Source organism: Streptomyces sp. NPDC098789, assembly GCF_044759975.1.
In the GTDB taxonomy this organism is placed as follows: Bacteria; Actinomycetota; Actinomycetes; order Streptomycetales; family Streptomycetaceae; genus Streptomyces.
The window spans coordinates 193,578-209,278 of the sequence record NZ_JBIWAJ010000008.1; the positions used below are offsets into that span (position 1 = coordinate 193,578).

Genomic DNA, 15,701 nt, shown 5'->3' on the forward strand with positions numbered 1-15,701 from the left:
ACCAGATGCCACAGAGGCGGCCCGCACGCATCGTGCAGGGCCGCTTTTCCGTGTTGGCCAAGAAGTGGTCCGATGGAAAGTGGAAGGACTGACCATCCGACCGACTGAAAATGGCCGGGACCCCTCACGGGGTCCCGGCCTTTTTTGCTATCCAGTTTGTACCAACCTATGTGTCACAGTTAGTTAGTTCATTCTCGACCGAGGAGGGGTGCCTTCGACGTGTTGGGCGAGGCCGCAAGACCCGCCTCGTAGAGAGCGAGCCGAAGGTGTGCGGCGGAGGCGGAATCCTCGGGGGAGGGTTCGAAGAGTGCGGTCTCCGTCTTTCGGTCCTCGACGCGCTGTACGACCTCGGCGCCACCGAGCAGTGCGAGCGAGAACGGGATCAGGGCCTCCCAGGGGATGTCCGGGAACTGGATGACCAGCCAGGGCGTGAGGGCGGCCAGGGCGCCGAGCAGGCGCACGACGTGCTTACGGAACATGGGTGACCTCCGGGGCCGGGATGACGAGCTGGGGAACAAGGGGGACGTCTGTGGGCTTGGAGACCTCCGGGTGCACCGGGGTCGGTACGTCCGGCTTCGGCTTCTCGGGCTTGGCCTCGATGTCCGGCTTCGGCTTCTCGGTGGGCTGCGGATCGGGCTTGGGCGTCAGCTTGTCGAGCTTTCCGGAGACCTCGCCAAGCTTGTCCTTGACCTCTCGCAGCTCCTTCTCGATTCGTGCCAGGCGGTCATCCTGTGAGGGCTTCTGAACCGCAGTCGGAGAAGGCTTAGAGGGACGGGACTGCTCACGGGACTTCGACTCCTTCGCCACGGTCGATGCGACGGCGTGTCGGCCGGCCTGGACCTTGACCTTCTGTCCGGGGTAGATCAGATGCGGGTTGGTGGCCAGGCCCTCGTTCCAGCTCGTGAGCTGGGCCAGGCTTACGCCGAACCGTGCAGCGATCGAGGAAAGCGAGTCGCCCTTGGCGACCGTGTACGTGCCCCCACTGGCCGGAGGCGTGGAAGGCTCCGGCTTCTGCGGGGGCGCGGTCGGCTTCTCGGTCGGGGTGGAAGGACCGGGCTTCGCCGGAACGTTGATCTCCTGGTCCGGGTACACCACGTCAGGGTTCTTGATGTCCGGGTTGGCTGTGAGGAGGGCCGCCAGGGAGACACCGAGCAGGGCTGCCACGGTCCCGAGGGTCTGTCCCTTGCTCACCTTGTACTTGCCGCTCGGGGTGCCCGTGGAGCCGCCCGAGCCGGAGGCGGGCGTCGAGGCGGTAGCCGCGTACGTGAAGCCGGGCTTCCCCTTCTTCGAGGGGTCCGCGGTGACGATTCCCCCGCTGTACTCGGGCAGGCCGTAGCCGTGGACGTAGGCGTCTCGGCGAAGCCGCTTGCGGGCCATCACCTTGTTGCCGTTGGCGCTGTTCTCAAGGCTGGTGTTGCCCTCGTAGGTGTAGATGTAGGTGCCGTCGTAGCCGTAGCAGAGGCCGGTATGGGTGCTGCCCGAGCTGCCGTAGATGACCTGGGCTCCGATGGCGGGGTACTCACTCCAGCGCGAACGCTGCTTGAACCACTCCATCGCGGTCCAGACGCTTGCGGTGCGCGGGAAGAGGGTGGCGACCCCGGCCTTCATGGCCACCCAACTCGTCCAGGTCGCGCACCAGGGCTGATAGTTGGACCATTCCAGGCCCGGAACCTCCGGGCTGTACTTCTGGTGGCCGCTCGGACGCTCTCCCGGAGCGCGCTGGGCCTGATAGCCGACCTCGCCCTTAGCGATGGTAAGGACCGTAGAAACCTGACTCATGTTTCCGCCTTTCGGGCATGAAAAAAGGGCTCGCCCTGGTGGGCAGCCCTGTGCGTGAACTAACCTGTATCGGTCGGTTAGTTCATTCGTTTCGGCGCAGAACGAGCAGTCGTTCGGGATCGATCGCGGTGAGGATCTGGATGAGCCGGGCGTTCTCCTGCTCGATCCGCTTGAGGCGTTCCTTGATCTCGGTCAGGTCCAGCTCCAACCGGTCTCCGCGGGCCTTCTGTGCTTCTGCCTCGGCCTTCCAGACTTCGGCGGTCTTGGCTTCCTTCGTGGCTCGCACGACAACGAAGCCGCCGACGATCGTGGCGATGATGCCGCACAGGCCGAAGGTGTTGAGGATGAGTGCGGTGGTGTTCAACCTGCCAACCCCTTTGCGTCGGGCGCGATTTGGATTGCGGCGAAAGAGTTCATGGACGAGCTCTTGTTCTCGGACGTCGCCTTGGTCCACTCGCCACCCCAGCCGGCCACGCGGACTGAGATGAAGGAGCCTTCGATGAGGTGGACCAATCCGGAGCAGTTGATACTCAGGTAAGAGCCGATGATTTTGGTGCTGTTCAGGGTTTTGAGTACGTCATTGGTGCTGTCGTCCTGCGGGGCTTGGACGCTTACCACCCCGTCGAGCATCGCGGACTTCTTGCCGTCCATATCGCTCGGAGGGCGGAAAGTGAGGTTGGCCGCGATGAAATAGGTGCCAGTCGACGGGCAACGGAACTTGGACATGTTCGGGGACGTCCAACCCTGCCTCTGGAAATCCCACGTGTCCCACTTGGCTTCGGTTCTGGCGGAGAAGCTGACCAGGGATTCCAGGCCCTTCACGCGGAAGGCGCTGGGGCTGATCAGTTGCTGATTGTTGTCGTACAGGTACGGATTGAGGTCCGCTGCCGACAAGAGTTGCCGGGAGGACCAGGACGGGTAAGTGAGCATTCAGGCCCCCATATAGACGGCTCCCAAGGTGTTGATTCGGCCGTCGCCGTCCCCATTTACCCAGCGAGTATTGGCACCCCAGCCGTAGAAGCGGACGCTTAGGGTCTCTCCGGCCGCGAGGTAGGCAAGGTCGTCAACGGCGATGGAACAGTCCTGGTTGAGTCGGGTCGTACTATTCTGGGAGACGATTCGTGCGTCCCCGCTATTGCCGTGAATTTTGAACTGAAATCCGTAGGAAGCGGCATCTGTGCCATCGCCGTGCCTCACCGCACAGAAGAAATTGATCAGATACATTCCCGTGTACGGGATTGTGATCGCGGTCTGGTCTGCATATCCATCGGCCAGCCGCCGAAGCGTGAAGCCGGAATCGTTGGCATACATTCCAGACCAGGCGAGGGCAACCTTTTCCTGGCTGGAGGCAACGTTGAACGACGTACCCCGAGCCGTGAAGCGGGGACGATTCTCAAGATGTCCGAAGACATCGAGGCTCGACCCGTTCATGTCGGAGACGCTGACAACCCTGTCGTCCTTCCACCCGGCCAGCGAGGGCGGCTTGAGGGCCGGCTGAGCCCAGCCGTTTTCACTCGGGCTGACCATGAAGGCGTTGAAGTCTGCGTCGTAGTCGTTGGCGGCGATTCCCCACCTGCCGGTGGCTCCGGAGTCGAGATAGACCTGCGCTCGAACCGAGCTGCCCTTGGTGAAGTACTCAGTCACACTGACACGGATGGTGGTGTAGCCGTTGGCCTGCTGGTGCTGATACGTCGTGTGCGCGATGGAGCCGGAAGCACCCTGCCCGCTCGAACCTTCCGCGGTGATATATGCATTCAGATTCTCGCCTGCGGCGCGGACAGTATTTCCCCACACCGAGGCGTTGAAGGTGACGTGGTAGACGCCGTCCTCGGGTATCCGGTATCGGATGTTGTCACCACTGGTGAAGCCGTTCAGGTTATGCCGGCCTCCGTCCCAGGTGACATCCCTTCGCTGGCCCGCAGGGAGAGGCTGATTCGGAGGGACACCCCCGGGAAACGCGGTGCCCACGCTGACGCCTCGGGCCGAGAAGTACGGCATCTTCGCGTAGTACTTCTGCGGCGACGTCACCCGCTCGTTCAAGAGGGAGGGATTTGGGATCTCTCGGGACTGCCACCTCGTCAGAGTCGGTTTGGGCATTCTTCACCTCACTGGAGATAGGTAGTCTTGCCAAGGACAGAAGCCGCGGAATCACCCAGAATCCAGGTCGGCAATCCGTCATCGGCTCCGGGAATCTTGATGGTGACCACCGCTGCGGCCGGCACGGTCGTATCGAGCTTTGCCGTACCGACGCTGGCACCGGACCCAGGCGTGTCGGCCATGTGTACGCGTATCTGGTTCTCGCCGAACTTCCCGCCGGTCGAATGGCGTGAGATCAGGCCCTCGGGAAACTGGACCGTGGATAGGTTCTTTGACTCGGAAACGATCGCGAACAGAGACGTGTTGCCACGTGGGGAGTTCATCGGAACTTCGAAAACGTTCTTGTATTCTTTGATCTCTTGCAGCGGAGTGACAGGGAGATTCATTGTGTCGGCGAACCGGTACACATAGTTTGCGACAGTCGAATCTCCGCCCGCGGGGACGTACCACCTGACGGAGTCACCGTCGCGGAGGCCCCATGACCCGTCATATTGGAAGACAACGCAGGCGATCCACGAACCAGTTGTCAGCCGTTTCGTTTGCGGCATGGACAAGGTGGGGTTCAGCAACTGCGGCATGTCATTCCTGGCAACGCATACGGACACCACGAAGTCACCCAGGCGGACACCCGAGGGAAGTTTGTAGGTCCGGTACTCACTGTTTTCCTTAGGGGCCCCGTTCGCTGCCTGGAAGGACGGATACTGGACTGGATCGGGGTAGTGGAACATCCACCCTTGCCCATCCCAGACCCTCACAGTGGGCTTTGTGTTCCATCGGGCCCCATCCCAGATCTTCTTGGTGCCCTCGACCCACTTGGAGCCATTCCACATCTTCACCCGGTTGTATGAAGAAGTGGGCTTCGGTAGAGCAGAGATCACAGCTCCCACGTATCGGTGGAACACCTCTGTGCGCGCGGAAGGATCATCGCGGTTCGCAGCTCCCGAGTTGCCGTTGGGAAAGAATGCCTTGCGCTGACCGGCCGAAAGCTCAAGTTGTACCCCTGCTCCCGACTTGTTTCGATTCGCAATATTGGACTCCTTGGCCCCGGCTATATCCTCACCGGGGTTGTAGTCCACCGTGAATCCAGCCGCCTCCAACTTTCTCCCTACCATCTGGGCGAGCGAATCATCGAGGCCACCAATGTGGGTTACCTGCTCATCTCCGGAATAGCCGTGATAGGAGATCGTCTTGGTTGCCGTGCGCTGGATTTGCACGCAAGTCGGCTCATCAAAGTTGGTGCTCGTGATGTGCAGAGTTCCGTTGTCTTTGGATTTGATTCCCTCCATGCAGTACAAGGAGTGTCCGGTCTGGGTGGCAACGGCTTTTGCCACTTCCCCGGAACCGGCCTCGATTCCACCGGCGTGAATGGCGATGTGTGAAGTATCGGAGTCGGTAATGCTGTACGTGATCCTGAATGCATCAGGTTCCGCCGCTGCAAGTTCCTGCCAGTTTTTATACTCATCCGCCATAGGTCACCCAAACGTCGCCGGGTCGCAGGGTGATGCCCTGCATAGCGGGGTCGGTTGGCCCGGAGAATACGCGGGCGTCACCCACGTTCGGAGCCTGAACCGGTGAATTGGTAATCAGGGCACCGTTGGTTCGGATGTCGCCGTTCTTCATTACCCGGAACGTCGAAGGCGTGCTTCCGTTCACGGTAATCAGCGGCTTGGTATCAGTCACGTTGGCACTATTGATGACCAGGGCAGTGTTATCGGTGAACGGATCAAGGTAGAGCGCACCGCTCGACTTGAGATTGGTGCCCGTCTTCGCGTCACGATTCATGCGGATAACGTCGTTGGTGCCGACCGGTGCGTCAACATTGAACAGTGCGTCGGACGGGATTGTTCGGCAGTCATTTCGTCCGGTCTTTAGTACGGCCTGTTCCAGTAGCTCACGTGAATAGGCGCGGTCGCCATGAGGGTCGGCGTTCGACAAAAGGTGTGAACGGAAGCGCACCCCCACGTTGTTGGCCGTCAGCATGGTGCGGCCCTTGCCGAAGTCGACCCAGAGCTGTTCGTTCCCGTCCGGGCCCTGGAACTGGGGGATCATGCCTCGCTCGTCGGCGAGCAGGCCGTCCAGGGGCTCGTCGTTGGGTCCCAGGACATCCTTGACGGGGTCCGGGTCGGTGGCGGTCAGGTAGACGCGGCCGGGGAGGTTGGGGAGACGAGAGCCGGCCTCGTCCTCTGCGACGTCAGCCGAGGTACCGCCGAAGTAGTTTCGTGCCATCGGATCTCCTTAGGCGAGCCCCTGCGTTTCATAGACGCCGGAGAAGAGAATGTAAGAATTTCGGGGGAAGACCCGCAGGTAATCAAGTCCCTCGTGGAGGTACTTCGGGTTCTGGTAGAGCATTCGTGCGACGTTGGTTCGGTTGCCACCCCAGGTGTAGCCGCGGAGGTCAACGAAGTTGGGCATCCCCGCGTCATATCCGCCGTTCGTCATCTGTCCCGACAGGACCTGGCCGATGTCTCCGTGAAACGGCATGGGCAGCGTGAACGATATGCAGTCGTCCTGGGCGTTGTTCCAGAAATCGATGGCCGTGCTGTTGGCGATGTCGACGGAGTACCAGATCATGTTGGGGGCGATCCACCGCCACCGCCCTCGTGCCTGGAGCTTGCCGTCCGTGCTGACGCGGGTGTTGAGGATCTTGGGAGTGTAGGTCTTCGTCGCTCCCAGGTCTCGGGTCATCGTGTAGCCGTCTGAGCCGTTGAATGCCTCGTACTGGTTCTTCGGGTCGAGGCATCGGATGAAGGTGCCCTGCGGCTGGTGGTAGGCGACGGACTGAGCGGGAGCGACCGAGGCGGCGTCGTCGCCGGTCATGTAGGGGTGGACGGGCTCCGCGACAGGGTTGCCACCTCCGCCCTTCGGGACGCGGATGACGTACAGGGGGAGTTCCCATTCGCCGCCCGGCTGTCGGGCCGGCTTCGGGATCTTCGGGGAGGTGGACTCGGCACCGCGCCGGACAGCGAGGTTCACCGATCCCTTCGCGAGGTCGGCGCGGATGACGAGGAGGTCGACGCGGGCCTTGTCCTTGGACAGGTTGCTGTCGATACGGATGGCGGCCGGAGCGTCGAGCTTGTAGTAGAAACCGCCCACGAATGCCTCGCCGGGCTGCACGGTGATCGTGTTCACGTCGGTTACGCGGGCGTAGAAAGGCATGGCTTCCGGCACGAGGTTGGTCGAGGTCAGCAGCATGTTGATTCGGTCGGCAGACCACATCGAGGCCATGCTCTGCCAGTCGTTCTGTGTGACGGCGGTACGGCCGCCGGCCGCGGCATCCTTTTCGAAGGGGTAACTGGTTTCCGTCATTTACAGTCTCGCTTCCAGCTTGCGCAGCTTTTCTCGTAGCTCGCTCACATGCTTGTAGAGGTTGAGCGGTTCACCCGTTCCCTGTTCGCCGATCTTCGGTGTCACGGTCGAGACTCGACCGCCGTCCTCGACGGTGATGGTCACCTCTCGAACCACATCGACATAGGTTTCTCCGTCGATATCGACGCTCACCTTGTCTCCCAGGTAGTAGTCCCGCCCGAACCTGCATTGCGGGGTTTCGATCGGGTATACCTGGAAGTTGCCATTTTTCTGGTTTTCCTTGAACACGCCGTCCGCTGCGGACTTGATGGAGTCCAGGTAATGCTTGATTGCTGTGGGCTTGTCCTTCCACGGCTTCCCGTCCGGGTCGGTGCCGAGGTCTTCCTTGCCGTCCGTGACTTTCGTGACAAGCTCGGGGGCGCCGTCCTTGCCGGTCTTCAATGGCACGTCGCGGCGGTCTGTGAACTGCTCGATGACGAAGCCCCACTCGCGTTCATCCGCGGTGAGGTCGTTCACCCACAGGGGCTGGCCGTCGTCGTCCAGCGCGGCCTTCTCCGGGAACTGCTTGATGAAGCGCTCCTGGCCCTCGCCCTGGCAGGCGACGACCACCCGCGTGACGCGGGGCGCCGTCAGCGTCGCGATGTACTCGCGCAGGTTCCCCAGCTCGGGCGAGAAGCGGACGTCCATCGACTTGTCGGCAGGCGCGAAGACGGTTAGTTCGATCTTTCGCGTGTCGGGGTTCCAGAGGAACTGGTAGGCGATGTCGCCTTCCTTGGTCCAGTTCTCCGCGAGGGTGCCGATCGAGTCGTAGCGGAGCGTCCCACCGATCGGCTTGCCGACCTTTGGGGGAGTGCCGGGCGTGGTGGGTTTCGGCCCCATGTCCACTCCGGGGACCCTGCGGCCGGGCAGGCCGCGGTTGCCGAAGGCGAAGTCGTACTCGACCCACAGTGCTTGGCCGGCCTCGAACCCGTAGGTCCGGCGGTCCTCGCCCTTCCACTGCTCATCGACGGGAAGGACCCGGCGGGCTTCGCCCTCGCCGGTCGTGCCGGGGAGGGCAAGGTACCCGTAGGGAATCTTGTTGTCGCACTTCCCTCCGACGTAGACGGACCCAACTCCGGTGTGCTGTTCGGTCGTCCAGTACTTCTGGAAGGTGTCGATCTGACCGGAGAAGATCGGCTTGTCGGGGCGTTCGTCCATCCAGACGGCGATGCCCCCGCCCTTCTCCAGGAGCTTCGTCTGCGGGGTCTCATCACGTACGAGGAGCTGCCAGGAGCCTGCCCGGTTGAGGCGGATGACCAGGTCCATTTTCATCCACGTGTCCAGCTCGCCTATTCGGTTCAGATTCCTGTCGCGGACCTCAATGCGGTATCCCATGGTCAGTAGCTTTCGTATCGAGGGAGCATCCGGAGGCGGAGTGCCGCACTGGATGCCCCCGGGTTCATCTTCACGCTGACCTTGGATTCACCGGACGGAATCGAGAACAGAGACGGGCTTTTGTCGAGATCGGGCCAGAAGTTCTTACCTGTGCTACTGCGGACCGTCTTGTATCCGGGACGAGTGTCGACGGTCAGGGTCTCGCCTCCGGCGATGATGTCCTTGGTACCGTCACCCTTGTTGATGCCGAACTTCTGCCCGGCCTCGTTGGAGATGGTGAAGGACCGGATGGGGCCTACGAGTTCCCACACAGGCCAGCATTCGACATCGCCCGGATTGCTGACCGGTACGCCGGAGGAGGTGATCGTGCCCCGGCTTATCTCCATGGGTAGGAAGGGCTTGCCCGGTCCCTTGAGGAAGACCTTCCCCGCTCCGGTCTTCCACTCGGCCATGACCTCGTTGGTTCCGTAGAACCACGGGTCGAAGGCCGTCAGTTGGACGCCGTACCGGCACCAGGTGAACCCGGCGTCATCGGGCCCTTCCTTGCCCTCCATGCCGCCCTTGTAGTAGGCGGTGATGTAGCGGGACGTGCCGTCGCCCTCGGTAAAGCGGAGTACGCAGTGCCCGTTCTTTGGGTTCAAGGTCCGGGTGAGGTTCCGCTTCAACCGGAGGAGGGTCCTGCGGTCCACGCCGTACAGGTAGAGCGGAAGCATGATCTCTCTGGCTGCGGCCTTCGTGGACCGGAAGGACCCGCCGTCGAGGTTGGGGCTCGTGTCGGAGAAGACTTCCATGGGCGGCATGTCGAGCCCCTGCGCGCCGTCTTGGAGGAAGATGGCCGGCCAGGCCCGGCCGGAGAAGCCGGTCAGGGAGATGGTCTCTCCCGTACCGCTGTGCCCGGTGATCGTGACGTTGGTGTGCCCCCAGACATCCGGGGACGGGGGCTTCCCGACAACGGGTATGTTCTCTTCCCATTTGGGTTGCCTGTATCCCGGAATTGGCATAGCGCACCTCATTTGTTTCAGGGCAAGCGAAAACCCCGGCCACACCGGCCGGGGCTTTCGTTCCCGCTATATTCCGTACATGGTCTCCACGTATTGAAGTCCGCGAATCACTGCCTGAGTGGTGTCCTCGGCCTTGGCTTCGTGGATGTGGATTTCGTATCGGTTACCGAGAAGGTCTCGGGTATCGCCGTTGTTGTAGACCCTCTCTCCGCCACGGAAATTGACCAGCTCGGGACCTCGTTCACCCACCAGGGCGAGGCCCGGAGACGCGTACGGTGTACCGGTCCAGTAGCCCTTGGGAGGCTTGCTGGGGTCGGCCTGCTGGACCCGTGAGATATCGCCGTACCGGGACTTGATGTAGTTGATCGCGGCGGAGATGTTCGCGACCGGATCGAAGATGTCCCACGAGGTGCCGGCCTGGTGATAGGCGCGGAACGTCGGATCGATCACCTGAGCAAGGCCCTTGGAAGGGGTACCGGCCTTGGCGTTGGAGTCCGAGTTGTTCACGGCCCGGACGTTGCCGCCGGACTCTCGGCGGATGATCGTCGCAAGGCCGTCCGACCACTTCGGCCCGCTAACGCTGGTCAGCCCCATCGCCTGTGCGATGTACTGGCCGATCGCGGAGTCCACGCCGCCCCCAAGGGTGCCGGTGAACTTCGGGATCGAGCCCGGCCAAGCGTTCAGCACGGGGCCGTCAGCCGAGGCGACTCCACCCGTGGGGCGCAGGGCCGCTGTCGCATTGCGCCAGTAGCCCCGACTGCGCTTCAACGAGTTCGATTCGTTGCCGCCGACCGTCTCGTCCAGCCCCGTCTTGATGTTGATGTGTCCGTCGCCCTGGTAGGTCATCAGGTCGCCGGGCTGGGAATGGGAAACGGGTACTCGGCGCATGGCGCCGTTCCAGGTGGCCACAGCCGGCCACCGATTCCGTGGTGCCCCGTGGGGGCTGTTTCCGTATGCGGCGTTGGCCCCGGCCTTGTCGACCACGTAGGAGATGAAGTCGGCGCACCATGCCTCGGTGGCTCCGGCGGTGTACTTGGAGCCGCCCACCATCGGGGCCTCGGTGCGGTACTCGTCCAGGGCGACCTTGACGGCCGCACCGCCACCCCCGGAGGTGTGGTCATCGACCCACTTGGTCCAGGTCTGTGCCCACGGCTGTGCCTTCTCGAAGCCCTTGGAGTTGAGGTCCCCAGGGACACCGAAGGTGCGGGTCACGGTGTCGAGCATCGGCTTGACGACCGACGACCATCCGGCCTTGAGGGCGGAGGTGTAACCGTCGAAGTCGTCGTCCTTGTGCTTGCCCACCCAGTCCGCACCGGTCGGGCCGGTGAACGCGGTCTGGCCGACAATCCCGCCCTTCGCGTAGACGTGGCCGCCCTTTCGGGCCTGCTCGTTCCAGCGGAGGATGGTGTCCGGTCCGAGGGAGCGAACGACCTCGGGGCGGAGGATTCCCTCGCCCTTCGACAGGATGGCCGGAACGGTGTCGACGCCAGGCTGGTAGCCCGGCACGATGCCGCCGGTCGAGAACTGCACCGGGGACAGGGGAGCCCCTGTACCGGCGAGCTTGGCCATGGCCGACATCATCGGCACGGTGCCCCGGTTGTAGGGACCGCTGACTGTGCTCCTGGTGGACGAGTCCACGTACGACATGGCCTGACCCCACGCGGTCCGAATCTGAGACCCGGAGGTCTCGAAGAACCGCTTGGTCGCGTCTACGTTGCCGCGGAGCCGTGTCAGGGAGCCGGACACGTCGGAGACCGACGAGGAGACCTGGGCGGCGACGCTGCCCCAGACACCCTGGTTCGTGGACTGGAAGACCCGCTCCGTCTGGGCCAGGGGCCCGGACATGTGCTGGGCCCATCGGGCCTGAGCCGGAGTGATGGTGCCATCGACGGCCGTGCGGACCTTGTCCGCCACCTGGTCCCACTCGGAGACCGACGCTGAACGATGAGCCGTCACGGCCTTCGTGAGGTCTTCCAGGGACGCGACGATCGCGGCTACAGCCTCCTCGTACGCCTTCGCGTCGGGAAGGAGCGTGACGGCCTGGCCCCCGCCCTGCTGGACCTGACCGCCGAGCGAGCCGGACTTGGCACCCGCATTGAGTCGCTGAATGGCTGCGTGGCCGAGGAATCGGGCCGCCTCCGGCCGCAGTACGGCTTCGCCGGGCGAGAGCATCGCGTGAACGCGGTCGTTGCCCGGCGAGTAGCCAGGGACGATCCCGCCGTCCGCGAACTGGAAGAGGCCCTTCGTGTTGGGCATCAGTTCCTGGACCCGTACGACGAAGTTGTCGAAGACCTCTTCCGCGTACTCGGACGGATTTGACCAGATCTCTTGGAGCAGGCGAACCATTTCCTTGACCTGATCAACCATGCCTTGGAACATCGACTTCACGGACGACAGGGCATCTTCGAAGAAACCAACCGGATCGCTGATGGCATCCTTCAAGGCTCCCAGGATTTCGGCGCCGGAATCCCAAACGTTCGATACAAGATCCTTGAGGATTTGCGGGATGGCCTTCACCATGTCGGTCATGAAGTTACCGCCGCGCTGGAGGACGTTTCCGTCGCCTTTCCAAACGTCGTCCCAGAAAAGCTGACCGGCAGTCGGCGCGATACCGCCTGCGGCGATACCGATAAGGTTTCCGATACCGGTAGGCGCCTTCGTCAGGAACGAGGGAACCCGTTCAAGGACGAAGTCCTTCATCTTGTCGAAGCGGTCGTTCACCAACCGGCCGGCGCCGTCGCCGCCTGCCTGGGCACCCCAGCGGCGGACGTTCGAACCTGTCTCGCCACCGATCGACTGTCCGGCGCCGGCCATGCCGATACCGCCAGCGAAAGCCCCGATTCCGGGGCCAACGTTCACGATGTCGTACAGCTCTTCCAGGATGCTGAGCGGCCATGTCCCGGACTTCGAGGAGTCCTTACCGGCCTTGCCCTTCGCGTGCCGCGTGATGCGGCCTCGGGCGGCGGCCGAGTTCCATCCGTTGATGGTGTCGGAGCCGAGGGCGTTGGCGACCTCGGGGCGAAGCACTGCCTCACCCGGGGAGAGGATCGCGTGGTAGTTGTCCACCCCCGGCGCGTAGCCGGGGATGATGCCACCGAGAGCGTGCCCCTTGCCCTTGTTCTTGCCGTTGCCGCCTCCGCCGAAGCCAGTGAGCTCGTTGACGGAGCCGAGCTTGCCGCCGAGGCCACCGGCCTTGTTCTCGGCCTGGTCGAGCGCGTCACGAAGGGTGCGGACCTTGCCGGTGATCTGCCCCAGCGCGCGGCCGTTGATGTCCTTGATCCTGTCGTTGAGGCCCTTGGCCTCCGACTGGGACTCCCTGATCGCGGGGGTGAGGTTCGAGGAGAACTTCGCGCGGAGACTGTCCAGGGAACGGCCGTTGAGGTCTTGTACGGCGGAAGCCACCTGCGCGATGTACCGCTTCGCGGTCTCGGCCTTCTCCTTCAAGAATTCGACCTGCTGACGGACCATGCCGAGCTTGCCGTCATTGAGGTCGCTCACGGCCTGGCGGACCTGCTTGATGCCGGACTGTGCCGTCTCGGCCTTCTCCTTGACGGAGAGGAGTCGCTGACCCAGTTCGGCCAGCGGGGCCTGGTTCAGTTCCCGTACCGACAGGCGGGCCTGATCGATCTCACGGTCAGCGCCCTGAGCGCCACCGCGGACACTCGTGCCGGCCTCGCCGCCCAGCTCGTTGGCGAGCGAGTTCAGCCGTTCCCGGTTGAGGTTGTAGATCCGGCTCTGGATCTGCTGGATTCGCTGATCCACCTGCCGAAGCGCGTTCTCGGCGTCGCTCGTCTCCACCGTCAGGCGGGTGGAACGACTGTCCTGCCCCCGCATGCGGTCCACACCGCGCCGAGCAAGGGAGCGGTCGTCTCCGTCGTGGTTCTCGGCACGTCGAGCCTGGTACGCCTCGCGGAAGTTGCCCCTCCCGGCTGCGACGCCGGAGAGGAACTGGTTCGCGGTGCGGTAGCCGCCGCGTACCCCCTTCGCCAGACCACCGGTCAGCTTCATCAGCGGGAGGAACGATTTTCCCACCTTGCCGAGAACCTTGGTGGCCAGGCCGATGGCGATGGCCAGCGGCCCCAGCACCGCGACGACCTTGACGCCCTTGGCCACGAGATCCTTGAGCCAGGGATGGTCGTTCAGGAACTCCTGTGTCTTCTCGACACCGCCCAAGAGGAGGTTCAGGGCCTTGATCAGGTTGCCGGACAGGCCACCTGCGAGCTTCTGGAAGTCCGGGTCCTCAACGAGGTCCTGGAGCCTGTCTGCGAGCTTGTGCGTGTTCTTTCCAAGCTCGGTCCACTCGAACTTTCCGGTCTCCTCAGAGAAGCCACCGAAGAGCTTGCCGAGGGTCAGTTGCATCTGCTCCTTGACGGACGTGAAGTGTCCGCCGATGGAGCCGGTACCGAGAGCTTCCGCGGAACCCTTGACGCCGGGAGCCGTCTGATATGCCTTGATGAACTTGTCGAAGAACTCCTTGGAGTTCACACCGCCCTTGGGGTCCTGGACCTCCTTGAGGAAGTCGGGACCACCCTTGTACCCGGCGATCTTGCCGAGTTCGTTCATCGGGATACCGGTGCCTCGGACGAACTGACGAAGGTACCGGGTGGACAGCTTGCCCTGGTCCATCATCATGTCGGCGGCCATCATGCCGCCCTTGACCTTCTCCGGACTGGTGACACCGAAGGAGGCCGCGTAGTCCGCGATGCCCTTGATCAGCAGTCCGGACTTCTTGAGGGAATCCGAAGTCGAGTTGCCGTAGGACTCGAAGTTGCGGGCAACCTGGGAGAACTTGTCGGTCATGTCCTCCAGGGAGAACGGGGTGTGAACCGCGAAGTCCTGGATGGCCTGGAGGCCCTTGGCTACTTCCTTCTGATCGAAGCCGGCCCGGTTCAGGCCCTCCGAGGAGTAGAACTGCATGTCGGCGCTCGTGGCACCGATCTTGGTGACGTACCCGGCAGCGATGGCCAGAGGCGCCACGAGGTTCTGCGTGATGCTCCGGCCGACCTGCTCAAGGTTCTGACCGTAGGTCTCCGTGGACTGCGAGAGGGACTTCCACTGCTCTCCTGCGGACCGCGTGGACGCGCGGTGCTCCCGGTCCCAGGTGGCAATTTGTCGGCGGTTGCTGGTGATCGTGTCGGCGTACGCCGAGCGGGTCTGCTGGAGGCCCCGCAGCTCGTCACGCAGGAATCCCATCCGGGCCTGGTTGGCTGCGCGCTCTTCGGCGAGCCTGCGGCGCACGGCGGCGGCCAGCTCCTGTTGGGCGGCCCTCTGCTCAGCAGCGGCCTGCCGAGCCGCAGCGGCCAGCTCGCGCTTGACCTGGATAATGTCGCGGGCCAAGGCCCGTTCCTCGGTCCGCTCCGCCTGGATGCGTCGGCGGGTCTCCGCCAAAGCTTCGCGCTGGAGACGTGCCTTCTGTTCCTGCTCTTCACGGGCCTGGCGGATCGTGTCCTGCGTGACCTGACGGTTCGCACGGACGGTATCGGAAATCGCCTGCCGGGTTACCCGCGACGTTCCCTCTTCGAGCTGCTCGCGCTGCCTTGCCAGATTCCGGTAGGTACGGAACTGGCTTCCGGCCTCCTCGCCGTGGAAACGGGTCAGGGACCGCTCGATCTGCCGAAGCTTGTTCGAGGTGTCGAGGGCTTCCTTCTCGGTCGCCTTCCCGGCCTGCTTCGCCGCCTTTGAGGTGGCCGTTGCGATCCCTTGGAAGCCGCCCGTCAGGCCCTTGGAGAACGCGGCGGCGCCGGCCTTCCCCATCGCGGTCAACTGGGTGGTGACGTCCGTGCGCAGCCGGGACATCGCAGTCTTCGACAGCTCCGGGTATATCTCGATGTAACCGGCGCCGACCTTGACCGGCGCCCTTCCTCGCGTAGCCATGCAGCCTCCTAGGGGTTGCCGAAGGTGTCGAAGAACGAAGCCACGTCATCGCCGGAGGCGAACTCGCGAGGCTTCGGCTTCTCTGCAACCCGCCCTGGGCGGGGAAGTGGCTCCGGGGGCGCGAGGTCGTCGTCCTCGCCTGAGTTGGCCTTGATGAAGAGATAGTTCGAAAGTTCGAGACCATCGGAGATCCGGGCAAGAATGTGATTGGTCTCGGTCCAGGACGTTGCGTCATCGATCTCGATGAGAAGCAGTGACTCTCCGGGTCTC

10 protein-coding genes and 2 pseudogenes are annotated in these 15,701 nt (G+C 63.3%); all 12 read right to left on the reverse strand.

Annotated features, from left to right (window positions below; genetic code table 11):
- Positions 1–188 precede the first annotated feature (188 nt).
- Positions 189–479, reverse strand: coding sequence for a hypothetical protein (locus ACIQWR_RS18955; RefSeq protein ID WP_404010574.1), 291 nt, complete (start codon positions 477–479; stop codon positions 189–191).
- Entirely contained in the window at positions 469–1,779 is a 1,311-nt protein-coding gene (locus ACIQWR_RS18960) for a LysM peptidoglycan-binding domain-containing protein (RefSeq protein WP_404010576.1), read from the reverse strand. Before ACIQWR_RS18960 ends, ACIQWR_RS18955 begins: the two co-directional genes overlap by 11 nt.
- Before the next feature lie 82 nt (positions 1,780–1,861).
- Positions 1,862–2,143: a hypothetical protein gene (locus ACIQWR_RS18965; RefSeq protein WP_404010578.1), complete on the reverse strand. Its 282-nt coding sequence runs from the start codon at positions 2,141–2,143 to the stop codon at positions 1,862–1,864.
- Positions 2,140–2,709, reverse strand: a complete 570-nt coding sequence (locus tag ACIQWR_RS18970) for a hypothetical protein (protein WP_404010580.1) — start codon at positions 2,707–2,709, stop codon at positions 2,140–2,142. The genes ACIQWR_RS18965 and ACIQWR_RS18970 overlap by 4 nt, the downstream gene beginning before the upstream one ends.
- Positions 2,710–3,819 carry a hypothetical protein gene (locus ACIQWR_RS18975; RefSeq protein WP_404010581.1) on the reverse strand — a complete coding sequence of 370 codons (1,110 nt, stop codon included), beginning with the start codon at positions 3,817–3,819 and terminating at the stop codon, positions 2,710–2,712.
- 65 nt (positions 3,820–3,884) lie between these two features.
- Positions 3,885–5,345, reverse strand: coding sequence for a poly-gamma-glutamate hydrolase family protein (locus ACIQWR_RS18980; protein ID WP_404010584.1), 1,461 nt, complete (start codon positions 5,343–5,345; stop codon positions 3,885–3,887).
- Positions 5,335–6,102, reverse strand: coding sequence for a hypothetical protein (locus ACIQWR_RS18985; RefSeq protein ID WP_404010586.1), 768 nt, complete (start codon positions 6,100–6,102; stop codon positions 5,335–5,337). Before ACIQWR_RS18985 ends, ACIQWR_RS18980 begins: the two co-directional genes overlap by 11 nt.
- A gap of 9 nt (positions 6,103–6,111) precedes the next feature.
- Positions 6,112–7,182 (reverse strand): hypothetical protein, encoded by a 1,071-nt coding sequence (locus tag ACIQWR_RS18990; protein ID WP_404010589.1) that lies wholly within the window; start codon positions 7,180–7,182, stop codon positions 6,112–6,114.
- Positions 7,183–8,556: a hypothetical protein gene (locus tag ACIQWR_RS18995; RefSeq protein WP_404010592.1), complete on the reverse strand. Its 1,374-nt coding sequence runs from the start codon at positions 8,554–8,556 to the stop codon at positions 7,183–7,185. It lies immediately after the preceding gene.
- A gap of 2 nt (positions 8,557–8,558) precedes the next feature.
- Positions 8,559–9,557 (reverse strand): phage tail family protein, encoded by a 999-nt coding sequence (locus ACIQWR_RS19000; protein ID WP_404010595.1) that lies wholly within the window; start codon positions 9,555–9,557, stop codon positions 8,559–8,561.
- 324 nt (positions 9,558–9,881) lie between these two features.
- A pseudogene (locus tag ACIQWR_RS19005) lies at positions 9,882–10,127 on the reverse strand (transglycosylase SLT domain-containing protein); the annotation flags it as partial.
- 3,777 nt (positions 10,128–13,904) lie between these two features.
- Positions 13,905–15,431: pseudogene (locus ACIQWR_RS19010) on the reverse strand (tape measure protein); the annotation flags it as partial.
- Positions 15,432–15,701: the final 270 nt, after the last annotated feature.

Bases quoted from the DNA above. Each gene is read 5' to 3' on its own strand.
- ACIQWR_RS18955 (WP_404010574.1), bottom strand. From the start codon at position 479: ATGTTCCGTAAGCACGTCGTGCGCCTGCTCGGCGCCCTGGCCGCCCTC.
- ACIQWR_RS18960 (WP_404010576.1), bottom strand. From the start codon at position 1,779: ATGAGTCAGGTTTCTACGGTCCTTACCATCGCTAAGGGCGAGGTCGGC.
- ACIQWR_RS18970 (WP_404010580.1), bottom strand. From the start codon at position 2,709: ATGCTCACTTACCCGTCCTGGTCCTCCCGGCAACTCTTGTCGGCAGCG.
- ACIQWR_RS18980 (WP_404010584.1), bottom strand. From the start codon at position 5,345: ATGGCGGATGAGTATAAAAACTGGCAGGAACTTGCAGCGGCGGAACCT.
- ACIQWR_RS18985 (WP_404010586.1), bottom strand. From the start codon at position 6,102: ATGGCACGAAACTACTTCGGCGGTACCTCGGCTGACGTCGCAGAGGAC.
- ACIQWR_RS18990 (WP_404010589.1), bottom strand. From the start codon at position 7,182: ATGACGGAAACCAGTTACCCCTTCGAAAAGGATGCCGCGGCCGGCGGC.
- ACIQWR_RS18995 (WP_404010592.1), bottom strand. From the start codon at position 8,556: ATGGGATACCGCATTGAGGTCCGCGACAGGAATCTGAACCGAATAGGC.
- ACIQWR_RS19000 (WP_404010595.1), bottom strand. From the start codon at position 9,557: ATGCCAATTCCGGGATACAGGCAACCCAAATGGGAAGAGAACATACCC.